The organism is Microbacterium pullorum (genome assembly GCF_014836535.1).
GTDB classification, from domain to species: Bacteria; Actinomycetota; Actinomycetes; order Actinomycetales; family Microbacteriaceae; genus Microbacterium; species Microbacterium pullorum.
The window spans coordinates 223,027-240,841 of the sequence record NZ_JACSQP010000003.1 but is presented as its reverse complement, the minus strand read 5'-3'; the positions used below and the strand labels follow the sequence as shown (position 1 = coordinate 240,841).

Below are 17,815 nucleotides of genomic sequence, written 5' to 3'. Positions count from 1 at the left end.
AGGTCACGGCCCGATAACATGGCGATGTATGCCCGCGCGCCCGAGCGTGAGGGCGCAGGCGCAACCGTGCCCGACCCATAGATGGAGATGCCCCGTGGCCAACCCTCTCGAGAAACTGCTCCGCGCCGGCGAGGGGCGGGTGCTGCGGCGCCTGCAGCAGGTCGTCAAAGCCGTGGGGGCCCTCGAAGAGGACTACGCGCAGCTGACCGATGAGGAGCTGCGCGGCGAGACCGTCGAACTCCGCGCCCGCTACCAGGCCGGTGAGACGCTGGACCAGCTCATGCCGGAGGCGTTCGCCGCCGTCCGCGAAGCGGCCAAGCGCACCCTCGGACAGCGCCCCTACGACGTGCAGGTCATGGGCGGGGCGGCGCTGCACCTCGGCAACATCGCCGAGATGAAGACCGGTGAGGGCAAGACCCTGACCGCCGCGCTTCCGGTCTACCTCAACGCCATCGCGGGCAAGGGCGTGCACGTCATCACGGTCAACGACTACCTTGCCTCGTATCAGGCCGAGCTGATGGGCCGCGTGTACCGGGCGCTGGGCATGACCTACGGCACCATCGTGGCCGGCCAGAACCCGCAGGTGCGTCGCGAGCAGTACGCCGCCGACATCACCTACGGCACCAACAACGAGTTCGGCTTCGACTACCTGCGCGACAACATGGCCTGGCGCAAGGAGGACCTCGTGCAACGCGGTCACTTCTTCGCGATCGTCGACGAGGTCGACTCGATCCTCATCGACGAGGCCCGCACCCCGCTCATCATCTCCGGCCCGTCGTCGGGCGAGGCGAACCGCTGGTTCGTGGAGTTCGCGAAGATCGCCAAGACCCTCGAAGCGGGCGTGGACTACGAGGTCGACGAGAAGAAGCGCACCATCGGCGTGCTGGAGCCCGGCATCGAGAAGGTCGAGGATTACCTCGGCATCGACAACCTCTACGAGTCGGCCAACACCCCGCTCATCTCCTTCCTCAACAACTCGATCAAAGCCCTCGCGCTGTTCAAGCGCGACGCGGACTACGTCGTGATGAACGACGAGGTCATGATCGTCGACGAGCACACCGGCCGCATCCTGGTCGGACGCCGCTACAACGAGGGCATCCACCAGGCCATCGAGGCCAAGGAAGGGGTGCCGGTCAAGGCCGAGAACCAGACGCTCGCCACCGTCACGCTGCAGAACTACTTCCGCCTGTACGACAAGCTCGCCGGCATGACGGGTACCGCCGAGACCGAGGCGGCGGAGTTCATGTCGACCTACAAGCTCGGCGTCGTCCCGATCCCCACCAACAAGCCGATGATCCGCAAGGATCAGCCCGACCTCGTCTACAAGAACGAGCAGGCCAAGTTCGCCCAGGTCGTCGAGGACATCGCGGAGCGTCACGCCGCGGGGCAGCCGGTGCTCGTCGGCACGGTGAGCGTCGAGAAGAGCGAGTACCTCTCGCGCCTGCTCGCGAAGAAGGGCGTCAAGCACGAGGTGCTCAACGCGAAGAACCACGCTCGCGAGGCCGAGATCGTCGCGCGCGCCGGGCGTCTGGGTGCCGTCACCGTCGCCACCAACATGGCCGGCCGCGGTACCGACATCATGCTCGGCGGCAACGCCGAGTTCCTCGCCGTGCAGGAGATGAAGGCCAAGGGCCTCGACCCGGTCGAGACCCCTGAGCAGTACGAGGCGGAGTGGGACGACGTGTACCGCGCGGTGCGCGACACCGTGGCGGAGGAGGCCGAGAAGGTCGTCGCCGCCGGCGGGCTGTACGTGCTCGGCACCGAGCGTCACGAATCGCGTCGCATCGACAACCAGCTGCGCGGCCGGTCGGGCCGCCAGGGAGACCCCGGCGAGAGCCGCTTCTACCTGTCGCTGACCGACGACCTCATGCGCCTGTTCCAGTCGGGGGCAGCCGAAGCCATCCTCGCGCGCACGAACTTCCCCGACGACGTCGCGATCGAATCCACCATGGTGTCGCGCGCCATCAGGAGCGCGCAGTCGCAGGTCGAGTCGCGCAACGCCGAGATCCGCAAGAACGTCCTCAAATACGACGACGTGCTCAACCGTCAGCGTGAGGCGATCTACGCCGACCGCCGGCACATGCTCGAAGGCGATGACCTCTCCGACCGCGTGGCGCACTTCATCGAAGACGCCATCGGGTCGGTCATCGACGACCACACCGGCTCCGGTCACACCGAGAGCTGGGACTTCGATGCCCTGTGGACCGAGCTGAAGACGCTGTACCCGGTGGGTGTCACCATCGACGAGGTCGTCTCGGAGGCGGGCAACAAGGGGCGCATCACCCCCGAGGTGCTCAAGCGCGAGATCCTCTCCGACGCGAAGATCGCCTATGCCCGCCGCGAGGAGGAGCTCGGTGCCCCCGCCATGCGGGAGCTGGAGCGCCGCGTCGTGCTGCAGGTGCTCGATCGGCGCTGGCGCGATCACCTCTACGAGATGGACTACCTGAAGGACGGCATCGGCCTGCGCGCCATGGCCCAGCGTGACCCGCTCATCGAGTACCAGCGCGAGGGGTACCAGATGTTCCAGGCGATGATGGGGCAGATCAAGGAGGAGTCGGTCGGCTTCCTCTACAACCTCGAGGTCGAGGTGCGTCGCACCGACGGCCAGGAGGCAGAGGTCCAGGCCAAGGGTCTCGTCACCCCCGAACAGCAGGGCCTGGAGTACTCCGCGCCCGGCGATTCCGGCGATGTCGAGGTGCGCAACGACCGCGGCCAGGTGCAGCAGGCAGCCACTGCCAAGGCGCGTCAGGCTCGCGCAGCCGCCGCCGGATCCGCGGCCCCGACGGCCGAGCCCGCCGAACAGGCGCGCGGCGCGTTCGGTCAGCGCACGCCGTCCGACGCGGCCGGTGCCGCACCCGCTGCGGCCGCGCAGAATCGCGCGCAGCGCCGCGCCTCGGGCAAGAAGAAGTAGCCCGTCACGAGCGGGCAGGCCGATCCACCGGCCGGGCATCGGCCCGGCCGGACCGGCGATATCCTGAACCGATGAGTCCGCTGCGCACCCTCGACCAGTCGAGCAAGCTGAAGAACGTCCTCTACGAGATCCGCGGTCAGGCGCTCGCCGAGGCCGACCGGCTCGAGGACGACGGGCACACGATCCTCAAGCTCAACACCGGAAACCCGGCGGCGTTCGGATTCGAGGCGCCGTTCCAGATCGTCCGCGACATGATCGAGGCCGTACCGCAGGCGCACGGCTACAGCGACAGCCGCGGCATCATGTCGGCGCGGCGCGCCGTGGTGTCGCGGTATGAGCAGACGCCCGGCTTCCCCTCGTTCGACCCCGACGACGTGTACCTCGGCAACGGCGTGTCCGAACTCATCACCATGACGATGCAGGCGCTGCTGGACGAAGGTGACGAAGTCCTCATCCCCGCCCCGGACTATCCGTTGTGGACGGCGATGACGAGCCTCGCCGACGGTACGCCGGTGCACTACCGGTGCGACGACACCGCCGGCTGGCAGCCGGACCTCGAAGACATCCGGTCGAAGATCACGCCCCGCACGAAGGCGATCGTCGTGATCAACCCCAACAACCCCACCGGGGCGGTCTACACCCGCGAGGTGCTCGCGGGGATCGTGGAGATCGCGCGCGAGCACTCGCTGCTGCTGCTGTCGGACGAGATCTACGACCGCATCCTGTTCGACGAGGCTCAGCACATCCCGCTCGCGACCCTCGCGCCGGACCTGCTGTGCCTCACCTTCAACGGCCTCTCCAAGACCTACCGCGTTGCCGGCTACCGCTCGGGCTGGCTCGTCATCACGGGACCCAAGAAGCACGCGGCGGGCTTCCTCGAGGGCATCCAGCTGCTGGCATCCACCCGCCTCTGCCCGAACGTCCCCGCCCAGTATGCGGTGCAGGCGGCGCTGTCGGGCGTGCAGTCCATCGACGCGCTCATCGCGCCGACGGGGCGGCTGCACGAGCAGCGGGATGCCGCGTGGGCGGGCCTGGAGGCGATCCCCGGGGTGTCGTGCCACAAACCCGCGGGGGCGCTCTACGCGTTCCCGCGCCTCGACCCCGAGGTGTACGAGATCCGCGACGACGGCAAGCTCGTCTACGACTTCCTCGTGGCCGAGCACGTGCTGCTGGTGCCGGGCACCGGCTTCAACTGGCCGACGCCCGATCACCTGCGCATCGTGACGCTGCCCGAAGCCCGGGTGCTCACCGAGGCGATCGAGCGGCTCGGCAACTTCTTGGCGTCCTACAAGCAGTAGCCGCTCTCACAGCAGAGCGAGCGACGTCGCCCGCCAGCGGTGATCCATGCCCTCGAGGCGGATCGCGACGGCACGCGTGCGGGCGGGACCGGAGACGATGACCACCGCCTCGACGACGCCGTCCAGGGGCGAGGACTGCAGGATCGTGCCGATGACGTGCACCGGCCGGGCGGCGGGGACCCCGCGGGCGCTGCGGGCACGGGTGGCGAGGTTCGCCCGCGTGACGAGGGCGCGGAACGGCTCCTCGGTGAACCAGCGGGCGAGCTGATCGACCTCCCGCACCCCGGCGAGCACCTCGAGCACGCCGCGGGTGAGGTTGCGCAGCAGCGGCTCGGGATCGGGCAGATCGGCGGCGGAGGTGCGCTGCGGGGCGAGGAAGTCGTCCACAGCGACCGAGGTGGGAATGGGACGCGGCGCGGGGGCGGGTGTGGGGACCATGCGTCGTCCGTTCTCTCGGCGAGGAAGTGGCACCGAGTGAACCACAGCTCGTACGGCGGCCGGGTGAGAATCCTCCAACTTGTGGACAACGTGCGGGCCGCGCGGGGACGGGGCGCTACATTCGCCGGATGCGCTGGGATCGCCTGTTCGAGGACCTCGAAGACCAGCTCGCCTCCGAGTGGGAGGCCGAGCGCGCGGCCCTCGACACCGAGGCCGAGCGGCTGCGGCTGGCCGGGCTGTCGCTGCGCGAACGGCTGCGCGCGCTGGCGGGTACGGATGCCGCGGTCTCGCTGGACTGCGTGGACGGCACGGGGGCTCGGGGCACCGTCTCGGCTGTCGGCGCCGACTGGTTCGCCCTCGCCGTCGCCACCCGACGAGGCGGGGCGCTGCTGGTCCCGTTCGCGGGCGCGGCGGCGATCGGCATGTCCCACGAGGCGATGCTGCGCACCGCGCGACCCGAGCCCGCCGTCGCGCGCCTGGCCGACCGGATGACCCTCGGGTTCGTCCTGCGCGACCTCTCGCGCCGGCGCATCCCGGTCACGCTCGCCCTCACCGCCGGCCGCGAGCTGTCGGGCACGATCGACCGCGCCGGTGCCGATCACCTCGACCTGGCGCTGCACGAACGCGACCAGCCGCGCCGCGCCGATGCCGTCAGCGGTCACCGCATCGTCCCGATCGCGGTGCTGGTGTGGGTGCGGCTGGAATCCGCCGCGACCCTCGCCTGACGCGGTTCAGTCGGGGCGGCGGACTGAACCGCGCCCCCACAGCTCCGGGAAGCTCGCGGCGTTCGACTGCCGCCACAGCGCCATGCGCCGGGCCTCCTCCGCCTGATCGTCGAGGTAGGTCTCGACGCTCTCCTGCTCGACGCGCCACTGTGCGGGGGAGCCGACCTTCATGCCCCGCAGCCGGCCGTCGAGCACGAGGGCGACCACCTCGTCGACGGACAAGCTCAACAGCTCGGCGACCTGCGCGGGGGCGAGCAGGCGCGCATCGGGGGGAACGGGGCCGGGCATGCCCCCATTATCAGGGCCGCCGACCTCGCCTGACCGCCCCGCGCCGGGCTGTGGATAAACCGCCGCCCGACCGGGCGGTCTCGGTCACCATGGGGGCATGACCGCACCGGACTCCCCGCCCGCGCGCCCGCGCGCCTTCTGGGCCGACACGCGCTTCCTCCTCGGGCTCGTGCTCATCGTCGCCTCGGTCGCGGGCGTGTGGTTCGTCGTGGCCGCCGCACGCCAGACGGTGCCGGTGTTCGCCGCGGCCCGCACGATCGTCCCGGGCGAAGAAGTGGATGCCGCAGCGCTGCGGGTGGTGGATGTGGCGCTGGGCCCGGTGAGTGACGCGTACGCGGCGCCGGGGCTGCTCGAGCCCGGTGCCATCGCCATGCGCACGATCGATGCCGGCGAGCTGGTGCCGCTGAGCGCCGTCGGCGCCGCATCGGCGAGCGATCTGACCTCGGTGGTGCTGCGCTCGGCGACCGACGTGCCGGCGGCCGTCGTCGCCGGGGCGCGCGTGGAGATCTGGGCGGCGGCAGCCCTCGAGCACGGGCAGTACGAGCAGCCGCGCATCCTCGTGCCCGACGCGACGGTGGCCACCGTCACCCGCAACGACTCGATGGTCGGCGACGACAGCGCCGCGCTCGAACTGGTCATCCCGCGCGCTGACGTCGCCGCTACCCTCGCCGCGATCGCGGGCGGCTCGGCACTGTCGGTGGTGCCGGTGGCGGGGGGTGCACGATGAGCACGGCCGTCGTCGCCGTCGACGCCGCCGTGGCATCCGACATCGCGCTGGGCCTCGACCGCGTCGGGGTGCACGTGGCGGCGGCGGTCTCGGCGGGCGCCCCGGCGGCGGCCGCTGCCGACGCGCTGCTCGGCGACGAGGGCAGGCAGCTGCTGGCAGCCGTCACCGGCGCCGATCTGCTGCTGCTCGAGCTGCGCCGCGACACGATCGGCCCGGCCCTGGTGTCGCTGTGCGACCGCCACGGGGTGCGGATCGTGCCGCTCCTCGGCACCGCCGGAGACGACCGCCTCGCCGCGCTCTACGGGCTGCCGGGCCCCCTGCCGCTCGCCGACGCCGCGGACATCGCCGACGCCCTCGCCGCAGACGGCGCCGGCCCGCCGGTTCCCGAGCCGGCACCGCCCAGGTCGGGACGCGTCATCGCGGTGTGGGGACCCACCGGTGCGCCGGGGCGCAGCACGGTCGCCGTGGAGCTCGCGGTGGAACTCGCCCGCGACGGCCGGCATGTCGGTCTCGTCGACGCCGATACGCACGCGCCGTCGCTCGCCCTGGCGCTCGGTATCGCCGACGAAGGGCCCGGGTTCGCGGCGGCGTGCCGCCAGGCCGAGCACGACACCCTCACCCCCGCCGAGCTCAGCAGGGTGAGCGTGCCCCTCGACCGCGGCGTCGAGGTGCTCACCGGGCTCAACCGCCCCGGCCGCTGGCCCGAACTCAGCGAGCAGCGCGTGACGGCGGCTCTGGGGGTGTGCCGCACGTGGGCCGACGAGACGGTCGTCGACGTGGCGGCATCGCTGGAGCGCGACGAGGAGATCGTGAGCGATCTGTCGGGCCCGCGCCGCAACGCCGCGACGCTGGCGGCGGTGCGGTCCGCCGACCTCGTGGTCGCGGTGGCCTCGGCCGACCCGGTCGGCATCGCCCGGTTCGTGCGGGGCTACGCGGAGCTGCGGGCGACGATCGGCACGACACCCGTCATCGTGGTGGTCAATCGGCTGCGCGGCGGGGTGCTGGGGGTCGACGCGCGCGGCCAGGTGCGCGCGACGCTCGATCGTTTCTGCTCGATCCACGACGTGTGGTTCCTGCCGCACGACCAGAAGGCGACGGATGCCGCGATGCTCGCCGCCCGCCCGGTGCTGCTCGTCGCGGGTCGCAGCGCCCTGTCGGCGGCCGTGAGACGACTGGTGGGGGAGGCGGTGGCACCCGCGGCCCCGGCGGTCGCTCCGGCCCCGCGCACGCGCCGGGCGCGGTCTGGTCGAGGGGTCTTCGCACGGACCGCATGAGCCGCCCGGTTAGGGTGAAAGGATGTCGACGCTCAGCGATCTCGTCTATGCCCAGGGGCGGGCCACCGCCGACGACGTGGAGTGGCTGCACCGTCTCGCCGGTGACGGGCAGCTGCTGGCCGACCTGGCGTTCGCCGACATCGTCATCTGGGTGCCCACGGCCGATGATTCGTTCATCGCGGTCGCGCACGCCCGCCCGAGCGGCGCGGCGACCATGTTCTACCGCGACATCGTCGGCGACGGGGTGCGACCGCAGTGGCGCACGCAGGTGCGCGACGCCTTCACCGGCGCGCGCATCGTCGATTCGGCCTCGCCCGACTGGTTCGAGGAGACCCCCACGCGGGTGCGGGCTGTGCCGATCGTGAATCGCCGCGCGCAGGACGACGCCCCGCCGCACGTGCTCGGCGTGCTGACGCGCCACACCAACCTGGGGGAGACGCGCACCCCGTCGCGGCAGCAGATCACCTTCAACGACTGCGCCGACGACCTGTTCGCGATGGTGGCCTCTGCCGACTTCCCCGACCTCAACGCCCCCACCTCACCCCGCCGCGGCGCGCCGCGTGCGTCGGACGGCCTCATCCGGCTCGACCCCGACGGAATCACGACCTTCGCGAGCCCCAACGCGCTCTCCGCCTTCAACCGGCTCGGGTTCGAGGACGAGTTGGAGGGCGAGTCGTTGGTGGAAGTGACCACCGGCATCCTGCCCGCCAACCGTCAGTTCGACGAGTCGCTGCCGGTCGTGGTGACCGGGCGCGCGCCCTGGCGGGCCGACGTCGAGGCGCGCGGGGTCACCGTGTCGCTGCGCACGATCCCGCTGCGCGACCACGACCAGCGCATCGGCGCGATCGTGCTGTGTCGCGACGTGACGGAGATCCGCCACCAGGAGCAGGAACTCATCACGAAGGATGCCACGATCCGTGAGATCCACCACCGGGTGAAGAACAACCTGCAGACGGTCGCCTCACTCCTGCGCATCCAGGCCCGACGCACGCACTCCGACGAGGCTCGCGATGCGCTCACGCAGGCCATGCGACGGGTGTCGGCCATCGCGGTCGTGCACGACACGCTGTCGGAGGGACTCGCGCAGAACGTCGCGTTCGACGAAGTGTTCGCCCGGGTGCTCAAGCTCGTCGCCGAAGTCGCCGCCGCCCCCAACACCCGCGCACGCACGCGCACGACGGGGCGGTTCGGCACCCTCCCGAGCGAGTACGCGACGCCCCTCGCCTTGGCGCTGACGGAGCTGGTCACCAATGCCGTCGAGCACGGGCTCGCCGGCAAGGAGGGCGATGTCGAGATCGCCGCCGAGCGCAGCGACGAGCGGCTGCAGGTGATCGTGCGCGACACCGGCAGCGGTCTGCCCGAGGGTCAGGTGGGGCGCGGGCTCGGCACGCAGATCGTGCGCACCCTCATCCAGGGCGAGTTGGGGGGCACGATCGACTGGCACACCATCACCGGCAGCGGCACCGAGGTGACCATCGACATCCCCCTGCGCTACATCGAGCGTCAGGCGCGCTGAGGTCGGCACACACAGATGCGCGCACCGCCGCAGCGGTGCGCGCATCGGGAACAGTGTCAGCTGGCGCGGCGGGCGCGCGCGGCGCGGCGCTTGAGCGCGCGGCGCTCGTCTTCGGACAGACCGCCCCACACGCCCGAGTCCTGGCCGGTCTCGAGGGCGTACTGCAGGCAGATCTCCGTCACGGTGCAACGTGCGCACACCGCTTTTGCCTTTTCGATCTGTTCCACGGCCGGTCCGGTGTTGCCCACGGGGAAGAACAGCTCGGGGTCGACGGTGAGGCAGGCGGATTTGTCGCGCCAATCCATATTGGGGTGCTCCTTGGTGGGGGGGAAATGTTCACGTGCGATTCAGAGCGCCGATACGGGTTCCGGTACTCTGAGGGTGTGCGAGCCTCTTGCTCGCCCCACGTCGCTGTGGGAGCACACAACTTCTCAATGGTTTCACAGTGCAGCGGGCCCGGCAAGAGGTCATTCCTGCGCGTTCGGCAAGAGTGGCTGAGTATCTGCTCGAAACCTGGAGGATTCGCACAAACCGCTCGAAACGGAAGCTGACACACGGATGCCCCTGCCTACCGCGCCTACTCGCATCGAACGCTTCGGTGCCGCACTGCTCGCCCTCGAGGCGCTGGGAGTCGCGGCCCTCGTGGGTTGGCAGATCGTGGCGCTCACCGCCGGCGACACCGTGTCACTGGCGAGCGCGATCGCGCTGCTGCTGCTCACCGTGGTGGCCGCCGTCGCGATGGGGGGCTTCGCGTTCGCGGTCTTCCGGGGAGAATCGTGGGGTCGCTCCGGCGGCATCGTCGCCCAGCTGCTGCTGCTGGCCGTCGCATCGGGTGCCGTGACGGGTACCTACGCCGACCCGTTGATCGGTGTCGCCCTGGGGATCCCCGCGCTCGTCGTGTTCGTCGTGCTGGTGCTCACGGTGCGGGCCGCCGGCGCACGGGGCGACGGCGACCGCGACCCCGCCTGACGCTCAGCCGACCTGCAGCAGATCGCGCAGCCGCGCGACGTGGCCGGTCGCACGCACGTTGTACAGTGCGTGCTCGACGGTGCCCGCCTCGTCGATGACGAATGTGGAGCGGATGACGCCCTCGACGACCTTGCCGTAGTTCATCTTCTCGCCCCATGCACCGTAAGCCTCGTGCACCGCGTGGTCGGGGTCGCTCAGCAGGTCGAAGGTGAGGCCATCGCGCTCGCGGAACTCCCGCAGCTTCGACGGTTCGTCGCGCGAGACGCCCAGCACGGTGTAGCCGGCGGCCTGCAGCGCGGGGAAGCTGTCGCGGAAGTCGCACGCCTGGGTCGTGCAGCCGGGGGTCATGGCCGCGGGGTAGAAGTACACGATCACGCGCCGGCCCCGCAGCGAGGAAAGGGCGACGGAGGTGCCGTCCTGATCGGTGAGGGTGAAGTCGGGGGCGGGCATGCCGGGCTGAAGACGAGTCATCGCTCCAGCCTAGACAGGCCTGCCGCCCTCACCGGTCGGCGAAGGTCCCGAGCAGCCGCTGCAGCGAATCGAACCGCGCCGGTCCGTTGGGTCCGAGCCGGCCCTCGGCGACCGCCTCGGCGATCGCGCAGTCGGGGGCGTCGGGCAGGTGCGTGCAGCCGCGGGGGCATTCCTCGGCGACGGCGGCGAGGTCGGTGAAGGCCGCCAGGATGTTCGCGGGGTCGACGTGTCCGAGCCCGAACGAGCGCACGCCCGGTGTGTCGATGACCCAGCCACTGCCGTCCTCGCCGTGATAGCGCAGCGACACCGTGGAGCTGGAGGTGTGGCGACCGCGTCCGGTGACGACGTTGACGTGTCCGGTGGCGCGGCGGGCCTCAGGCACGAGCGCGTTGACGAGCGTCGACTTGCCCACGCCCGAGTGCCCCACGAAGACGGTGGCGTGACCGGTGAGGTGCCGCCCGATCTCGTCGACCGGCATGGCCCCGCGGGCGCTGGTGAACACCTGCAGCCCCTCCACGCCGTCGAAGTGCGACAGGAACGCGGTGGGGTCGGCGAGGTCGGTCTTGGTGACGACCAGGAGAGGGCGGATGCCGGCATCCAGCGCCGCGATCAGGTACCGATCGACCAGTCGCTCACGGGGCTCGGGGTCGGCGGCGGCCACGACGATGAGCATCTGGTCGGCGTTGGCGACCACGATGCGCTCCACCTGGTCGGTGTCGTCGGCGGAGCGCCGCAGCAGCGACGTGCGCTCCTGCACCCCGACGATGCGCGAGAGCGTGCCGTCGCCGCCGGAGGTGTCGCCGACGATCCGCACGAGGTCACCCGTGACGATGGGGGTCTTGCGCAGCTCGCGCGCCCGCACCGCGAGCGCGGTGTGCTCGTCGGGGGCGTCCTCATCCACGAGCACGGTGTAGCGCCCGCGGTCGACCCCCAGCACGCGTGCGATGCGCGCGTCTGCGTGCGCAGGGCGCCGCTTGGTGCGCGGCCGGTTCGCCTTGGGGTTGGGCCGGGTGCGGATGCTCGCTTCGTCGTACTCCGACTCGTCGTCGTCGTCGATGTCCAGCCAGCTCATCGCCGCCCTCGCGCGCGCATCGTCATCGCGGGGTGTCGACCCCGGCGCGGCGCACCAGGTAGGACCACAGGTCCGGGAACTCCGGCAGGGTCTTCGCGGTCGCCCCGATGTCGTCGACGACGACGCCGGGGACCCGCAGCCCGATGAGGGCGCCCGCCGTGGCGATGCGGTGATCGTGATGGGCCCGCCACACCCCGCCGGTGAGCTCGCGCGGCACGATGCGGATGCCGTCGGGCAGCTCGTGCGCCTCGCCGCCGAGGGCTCGCAGGTTGCCGACGAGAGCCGCGATGCGGTCGGTCTCATGACCGCGGATGTGGCCGATGCCGGTGAGGGTCGTCGGTCCGTCGGCGAAGGCGGCGAGGGCGACCAGCGTCGGGGTCAGCTCGCTCGCGGCCGACAGATCCAGATCGACACCGTGGATGCCGGTGGTGCCGGCGGTGACCATGAGGGCCCCGCCTCGCCGCTGCGCCCGTGCCCCCATGACCGGGAGGATCTCGGTGAGCAGGGCACCGGGCTGGGTGGAGTGGGCCGGCCACCCGCCGACCGTGACGCGGCCTCCCGCGATCATGGCCGCCGCGAGGAACGGTGCGGCGTTGGAGAGGTCGGGCTCGATCGTGACGTCCTTGGCCCGCACGGGACCGGCCGGCACGATCCACTCGGTCGGCGTGGGGCGTTCCACGTGCACGCCGCGGCGGCCGAGCGCCTCCACGGTCATGTCGATGTGGGGCATGCTCGGCAGACGGCCGCCGACGTGGCGCAGCGTCATGCCGACGTCGAAGCGGGGGGCGGCCAGCAGCAGTCCCGAGACGAACTGGCTCGAGCCGCTGGCGTCGATCTCCACCTCGCCGCCGCGCACGTGGCCGTGGCCGCGCACGACGAACGGGAGCGCCCAGGTGCCCTCGTCGTCGATGTCGGAGCCCACCGCCCGCAGCGCCGTGATCATCGCGCCCATCGGTCGGTGCAGCGCCGTCTCGTGCGCGGTGAGGGTCACTTCGCCCGACGCGAGCCCGGCGATGGCGGCGACGAATCGCATCACGGTGCCCGCCTGTCCGCAGTCGACGACCACGTCGCCGGCGAGCGGCGACATCGGGGTGACGACGAGGTCGGGTCCGAAGACACCGTCGCCCTCGACCTCTTGGATGTCCACCCCGAGCGCGCGCAGCGCCTCGATCATGCGGGCGGAGTCCTGGGAATGCAGCGGCCCGATCAGGCGCCCCGGGCCCTCGGCGATGGCCGCCAGGATGAGCTCGCGATTGGTCAGCGACTTCGAGCCCGGCACGGCGATCACGACGTCCAGCGAGCCGTCGACGGTCGGCGCGAGCCAGCCGGCGCTCTCCGCGGGCGGTGTCTGGGAATACTCTGCGATGCTCATCGCGTTCCACCATAACGAACCGCAGGTCAAGTGCGGCGATAGGAGATGCATGATCACGCTCGATGCTCCCCAGCGGGTGGTGGACGATGCGGACGTAGAATGGCTCGTGATGAGCGACCAGGTCGATTCCGCAACCGAGGCACGCACGCAGTTCGAGGAGCAGGCGCTGCCGTTCATGGACCAGCTGTACGCAGCGGCCATGCGCATGACGCGCAATCCGTCCGACGCCGCCGATCTCGTGCAGGAGACGTTCGTGAAGGCGTTCGCCTCGTGGGCGAGCTTCACGCAGGGGACGAACCTGAAGGCGTGGCTGTACCGCATCCTCACCAACACGTACATCAACACGTACCGCAAGAAGCAGCGGGAGCCCTACCAGGGCACGATCGACGATCTCGAGGACTGGCAGCTCGGCGGGGCCGAATCGACGACCGCCACCAGTGCGCGGTCGGCCGAGGCCGAGGCGATCGACCACATGCCGGCATCGGTGGTCAAGGACGCCCTGCAGTCCATCCCCGAGGACTTCCGCCTCGCGGTCTACTTCGCCGACGTCGAGGGATTCGCCTACCAGGAGATCGCTGACATCATGAAGACCCCGATCGGCACCGTGATGAGCCGTCTGCACCGTGGCAGGCGGATGCTTCGCGAACTGCTCGCCGATTATGCCGGTGAGCGCGGCATCGACACGACCGCGACAAGGAGTGCGAAATGACCGACTGCGGCTGCGAGAAGGCTCGCCGCGACCTTGAGGAGTATCTGCGCAACGAGGTCTGCAAGACCCAGCACGCCGACATCGCGGAGCACCTGGAGCACTGTCCTGCCTGCCAGGACGAGGCGCTGGTGGCGACGACCCTCACCGAGGTGGTGGCGCGGGCCTGCAAGGAGACCGCTCCCGAGGAGCTGCGCGACCAGGTGCTCGCGCGACTGCGCGCCGTGCAGGCGTCCCACTGACCCGCCCCACGCACACAAGAAGGGTGGATGCCGTCTGGCATCCACCCTTCTTCGTGTGCGGCGGGCTTACAGCGTGAGCGCCGCCCGCATGATCTCCGCCTGCTCGATGGCGTGCACCTTGCTCGATCCGGTGGCCGTGGAGGCCGCCGCCACCCGCGAGACGCGCGTGATGGTGCGCCCGTGCAGGTGCTTGACGATCTCCAGTGCGAAGAACGGCCAGGCGCCCTGGTTCTCCGGCTCGTCCTGCACCCACACCAGCTCGGCGTGGGGGTAGCTGTCGATGACCGCGTTGAGCTCGTCGATGGGTGACGGGTAGAACTGCTCCACGCGCACCAGGGCGATCTCGGGGTTGGGGTTCTTCTCCAGCTCCGCCTTCAGGTCCCAATGGATCTTGCCGGCGTGCAGCAGCACCCGCTTGACGGCATTCTTGTCCAACCCGCGGCCGTCATCGATCACAGGCTCGAACCGGCCGGTGAGGAAGTCATCGACGGGGCTCGTCGCGCCGCGCAGACGCAGCATCGCCTTCGGGGTGAAGACGATGAGCGGGCGGCGCGGGCGGGCGTAGGCCTGGCGGCGCAGCAGGTGGAAGTACGACGCCGGGGTCGAGGGGCGGGCCACGGTCATGTTGTCCTGCGCGCACATCTGCAGATAGCGCTCGATGCGGGCGGAGGAGTGGTCGGGGCCCTGTCCCTCGAAGCCGTGCGGCAGCAGCAGCACGACGCTCGACTGCTGGCCCCACTTCTGGTCGGCTGCCGACAGGTAGGTGTCGATGACCGTCTGCGCGCCGTCGGCGAAGTCGCCGAACTGCGCCTCCCACAGCACCAGCGCGTCGGGGCGCTCGACCGAGTAACCGTATTCGAAGGCCATCGCGGCGTACTCGCTGAGAAGCGAGTCGTACGCCCAGAAGCGACCCTGATTGTCCGAGAGATTGGCCAGCGGCAGCCATTCCTGCCCGTTCGCGCGGTCGTGCAGCACCGAGTGACGCTGCACGAAGGTGCCGCGACGGGCGTCCTGACCGGCCAGACGCACGTTCGTGCCCTCCAGCAGGAGCGAGCCGAATGCCAACAGCTCACCGAACGACCAGTCGATGGCGCCGTTGCGGCTCATGTCCAGGCGCTTCTCCAGCAGCTGCTGCAGCTTGTTGTGCACCGTGAAGCCGTCGGGCTTGTTCACGAACGCGTCGCCGATGAGGTGCACGACCTCGCGCGACACACCGGTGGTCTCCGGCTCGCCGCTGGCGGGCTCAAGGGCGCCGGCATCCGCGTCGACGACGGGGGAGGACCCCGTCTCGGCGGCGTGCGTCTCGGCGAAGGCGACCTCCAGACGCGACTGGAAGTCGCGCTTGGCCTGCTCGTACTCCTCCTCGGTGATGTCACCGCGGCCGACGAGCGCCTCGGTGTAGAGGCGGCGCACCGATCGCTTCGCTTCGATGAGGTTCGTCATCAGCGGCTGCGTCATCGAGGGGTCGTCGCCCTCGTTGTGACCGCGTCGGCGGTAGCAGACGAGGTCGATGACGACGTCGCGGTGGAACTCCTCGCGGTAGCGGAACGCGAGCTCCGCGACCCGCACGACCGCCTCGGGGTCATCGCCGTTGACGTGGAAGATGGGCGCCTGGATGGTCTTGGCGACATCCGTGGCGTACACCGAGCTGCGGGCATCCTGCGGCAGGGTCGTGAAGCCGACCTGGTTGTTGACGACCACATGCACGGTGCCGCCGGTGCGGTAGCCACGCAGCTGCGACATCTGCAGGGTCTCGACCACGACGCCCTGCCCCGCGAATGCGGCGTCGCCGTGCACGAGGACCGGCAGCCACGAGAACGTGCCGATGGGCTTGCGGTCCTGCTTGGCGCGCACGATGCCCTCGAGCACGCCGTCGACGGTTTCGAGGTGGGAAGGGTTCGCCGCGAGCACGACGGGGAGTTCCTTGCCGCTGTCGGCGACGAACGTGCCCTCGGTGCCGAGGTGGTACTTCACGTCGCCCGAGCCGCTCTTGGAGCCGATCGCGACGGAGCCCTCGAACTCGCGGAAGACCTGACCGTAGGTCTTGCCGGCGACGTTGCTCAGCACGTTGAGGCGGCCACGGTGGGCCATGCCGATCGCGGCGCCGTCCAGGCCCGCCTCGGCGGCCCCGCGCAGCACCTGGTCCAGCAGCGGAATGAGCGACTCGCCGCCTTCGAGGCTGAAGCGCTTCTGCCCGACGTACTTGGTCTGCAGGAAGGTCTCGAATGCTTCGGCCTCGTTGAGCTTGCGCAGCACCCGCAGCTGCTCGTCGTGGGTGGGCTTCTGGTACTTGCTCTCGACGTTGTCCTGGAACCACTTGCGCTGCACCGGGTCCTGGATGTGCATGTACTCGATGCCGAGGGTGCGGCAGTACGAGTCGCGGAGCACACCGAGGATGTCGCGCAGCTTCATGGTGCGCTTGCCGCCGAAGCCACCCGTGACGAACTCGCGGTCGAGGTCCCAGAAGGTCAGCCCGTGACTCTCGATCTCGAGGTCGGGGTGCGTGCGCTGCCGGTACTCGAGCGGGTCGATGTCGGCCATGAGGTGACCGCGCACGCGGAAGGAGTTGATGAGCTCCTGCACGCGGGCGGTCTTGTCCACACGCTCGGCGAGGTCGACGTTGATGTCGTTCGCCCAGTTGATGGGGGCGTAGGGGATGCGCAGCGCCGCGAAGATGTCGCGGTAGAAGTCGTGGCCGCCCGTGAGCATCTCGTGGACGATCTTGAGGAACTGGCCGGAGCCGGCTCCCTGGATGACGCGGTGGTCGTAGGTGCTCGTGAGGGTGATGGTCTTGCCGATGCCGAGACCGACGAGGGTCTTCTCGCTCGACCCCTGGAACTCGGCCGGGTACTCCAGGGCGCCGGCGCCGACGATGCAGCCCTGCCCCTTCATGAGGCGGGGCACCGAGTGCACGGTGCCGATGCCGCCGGGGTTGGTGAGGGAGATCGTCGTCCCCTGGAAGTCCGCAGCGGTGAGCTTGTTGGCGCGGGCACGGGCGACGAGGTCCTCGTAGGAGGAGAGGAACTCCCCGAACGTGAGGGTCTCGGCGCGCTTGATGCTCGGCACGAGGAGGGCGCGGGTGCCGTCGGGCTTGGGGATGTCGATCGCGATGCCGAGGTTGATGTGCGCGGGGGCGACGACGGCGGGCTTGCCGTCGATCTCGGCGTAGTACACGTTCTGGCTCGGGAAGACCTTCAGCGCCTGGATGAGCGCCCACCCGATGAGGTGCGTGAAGCTCACCTTGCCGCCGCGGGTGCGGGACATGTGGTTGTTGATGACGATGCGGTTGTCGATCATCAGCTTCGCCGGGATCGTGCGCACGCTCGTGGCGGTGGGGACGGTCAGCGACTCGTCCATGTTGGCCGCGAGCGTCTTGGGCATGCCCCGCAGCGGAGTGACGATGTCCTCACGCGATTCGTCGGGTTCGCGCGGCGCGCGATCCTGCGCCTGGGCAGGAATGGGCTGGGGCGCGGCCGGCTTGGCCGTCGTGCGCGCCACCGGCTGAGCGCCGATCACGGGGATCGGGGCGGTGACGGGGTGCGGATCAGCGGCCGGGGCGGCGGTGCTCGTGGCCTCACCTCCCGCTGCCGGGGCGGCGTTCTCGGGCTGGTAGGCCTCCAGAACCGGCCACCACGCCTTGTCCACGGAGTTCTTGTCTGCCTTGAACTGCTCGTAGAGTTCGTCGACGAGCCACGCGTTTGCGCCGAACTCGCCTTCGCTGGAGGTTCCGACGCCGGTCACCTGGCTGGACACGCTGGATCGCCTGCTTTCTTCGCTGAAGATTCGATCGCACGCCGCCTCGTCAT

16 protein-coding genes are annotated in these 17,815 nt (G+C 70.3%); 9 read left to right on the top strand and 7 right to left on the bottom strand.

Annotation, left to right across the window (positions count from 1 at the left end; all coding sequences use genetic code 11):
- Positions 1-94: 94 nt before the first annotated feature.
- Together secA and H9651_RS06025 are read left to right on the top strand one after the other, a co-directional pair.
- A complete protein-coding gene (gene secA / locus H9651_RS06030) occupies positions 95-2,911 on the top strand; it encodes a preprotein translocase subunit SecA (protein ID WP_191718352.1) in 2,817 nt (938 codons plus the stop codon).
- 71 nt (positions 2,912-2,982) lie between these two features.
- A complete protein-coding gene (locus tag H9651_RS06025) occupies positions 2,983-4,209 on the top strand; it encodes a pyridoxal phosphate-dependent aminotransferase (protein WP_191718350.1) in 1,227 nt (408 codons plus the stop codon).
- Between the two features lie 6 nt (positions 4,210-4,215).
- Here the strand turns inward: H9651_RS06025 and H9651_RS06020 are convergent, their stop codons facing one another.
- Positions 4,216-4,647 (bottom strand): Rv3235 family protein, encoded by a 432-nt coding sequence (locus H9651_RS06020; RefSeq protein ID WP_191718348.1) that lies wholly within the window; start codon positions 4,645-4,647, stop codon positions 4,216-4,218.
- Between the two features lie 128 nt (positions 4,648-4,775).
- On the opposite strand from H9651_RS06020, the gene H9651_RS06015 reads away from it, so the two are divergent.
- Positions 4,776-5,372, top strand: a complete 597-nt coding sequence (locus H9651_RS06015; RefSeq protein WP_191718346.1) for a hypothetical protein — start codon at positions 4,776-4,778, stop codon at positions 5,370-5,372.
- Positions 5,373-5,378: 6 nt separating this feature from the next.
- Here the strand turns inward: H9651_RS06015 and H9651_RS06010 are convergent, their stop codons facing one another.
- A complete protein-coding gene (locus H9651_RS06010; RefSeq protein ID WP_191718344.1) occupies positions 5,379-5,660 on the bottom strand; it encodes a helix-turn-helix domain-containing protein in 282 nt (93 codons plus the stop codon).
- 97 nt (positions 5,661-5,757) lie between these two features.
- Here H9651_RS06010 and H9651_RS06005 point away from each other — a divergent pair, with 97 nt between their 5' ends.
- Genes H9651_RS06005 through H9651_RS05995 form a run of 3 tightly spaced genes read left to right on the top strand, consistent with a single transcriptional unit; the run spans position 5,758 to position 9,177 of the window.
- On the top strand, positions 5,758-6,387 hold the full coding sequence (locus tag H9651_RS06005; protein ID WP_191718342.1) for a CpaB family protein: 630 nt from the start codon (positions 5,758-5,760) through the stop codon (positions 6,385-6,387).
- The gene (locus tag H9651_RS06000) at positions 6,384-7,661 is read left to right on the top strand and encodes an AAA family ATPase (RefSeq protein WP_191718340.1); all 1,278 of its coding nucleotides are present in this window, start codon (positions 6,384-6,386) and stop codon (positions 7,659-7,661) included. The genes H9651_RS06005 and H9651_RS06000 overlap by 4 nt, the downstream gene beginning before the upstream one ends.
- A 22-nt stretch (positions 7,662-7,683) precedes the next feature.
- On the top strand, positions 7,684-9,177 hold the full coding sequence (locus H9651_RS05995; protein WP_191718338.1) for a sensor histidine kinase: 1,494 nt from the start codon (positions 7,684-7,686) through the stop codon (positions 9,175-9,177).
- 56 nt (positions 9,178-9,233) lie between these two features.
- On the opposite strand, the gene H9651_RS05990 is transcribed toward H9651_RS05995, so the two are convergent.
- Complete coding sequence (locus H9651_RS05990; protein ID WP_191718336.1) at positions 9,234-9,482, bottom strand: WhiB family transcriptional regulator; 249 nt, start codon at positions 9,480-9,482, stop codon at positions 9,234-9,236.
- Between the two features lie 253 nt (positions 9,483-9,735).
- On the opposite strand from H9651_RS05990, the gene H9651_RS05985 reads away from it, so the two are divergent.
- Positions 9,736-10,146, top strand: a complete 411-nt coding sequence (locus tag H9651_RS05985) for a histidine kinase (protein WP_191718333.1) — start codon at positions 9,736-9,738, stop codon at positions 10,144-10,146.
- Positions 10,147-10,149: 3 nt separating this feature from the next.
- Here H9651_RS05985 and bcp read toward each other — a convergent pair whose 3' ends face one another.
- Genes bcp through aroA form a run of 3 tightly spaced genes read right to left on the bottom strand, consistent with a single transcriptional unit; the run spans position 10,150 to position 13,061 of the window.
- The gene (gene bcp / locus H9651_RS05980; protein ID WP_191718332.1) at positions 10,150-10,617 is read right to left on the bottom strand and encodes a thioredoxin-dependent thiol peroxidase; all 468 of its coding nucleotides are present in this window, start codon (positions 10,615-10,617) and stop codon (positions 10,150-10,152) included.
- Positions 10,618-10,645: 28 nt separating this feature from the next.
- The gene (gene rsgA, locus H9651_RS05975; protein WP_191718330.1) at positions 10,646-11,689 is read right to left on the bottom strand and encodes a ribosome small subunit-dependent GTPase A; all 1,044 of its coding nucleotides are present in this window, start codon (positions 11,687-11,689) and stop codon (positions 10,646-10,648) included.
- Positions 11,690-11,711: 22 nt separating this feature from the next.
- On the bottom strand, positions 11,712-13,061 hold the full coding sequence (aroA, locus tag H9651_RS05970) for a 3-phosphoshikimate 1-carboxyvinyltransferase (RefSeq protein WP_191718328.1): 1,350 nt from the start codon (positions 13,059-13,061) through the stop codon (positions 11,712-11,714).
- A 109-nt stretch (positions 13,062-13,170) separates the two neighbouring features.
- Here aroA and H9651_RS05965 point away from each other — a divergent pair, with 109 nt between their 5' ends.
- Both H9651_RS05965 and H9651_RS05960 read left to right on the top strand, forming a co-directional pair.
- Entirely contained in the window at positions 13,171-13,770 is a 600-nt protein-coding gene (locus H9651_RS05965) for a sigma-70 family RNA polymerase sigma factor (RefSeq protein WP_225216476.1), read from the top strand.
- Positions 13,767-14,009 carry a zf-HC2 domain-containing protein gene (locus H9651_RS05960; RefSeq protein ID WP_191718324.1) on the top strand — a complete coding sequence of 81 codons (243 nt, stop codon included), beginning with the start codon at positions 13,767-13,769 and terminating at the stop codon, positions 14,007-14,009. Before H9651_RS05965 ends, H9651_RS05960 begins: the two co-directional genes overlap by 4 nt.
- 66 nt (positions 14,010-14,075) lie before the next feature.
- Here the strand turns inward: H9651_RS05960 and H9651_RS05955 are convergent, their stop codons facing one another.
- Positions 14,076-17,762: a multifunctional oxoglutarate decarboxylase/oxoglutarate dehydrogenase thiamine pyrophosphate-binding subunit/dihydrolipoyllysine-residue succinyltransferase subunit gene (locus H9651_RS05955; RefSeq protein WP_191718322.1), complete on the bottom strand. Its 3,687-nt coding sequence runs from the start codon at positions 17,760-17,762 to the stop codon at positions 14,076-14,078.
- Positions 17,763-17,815: the final 53 nt, after the last annotated feature.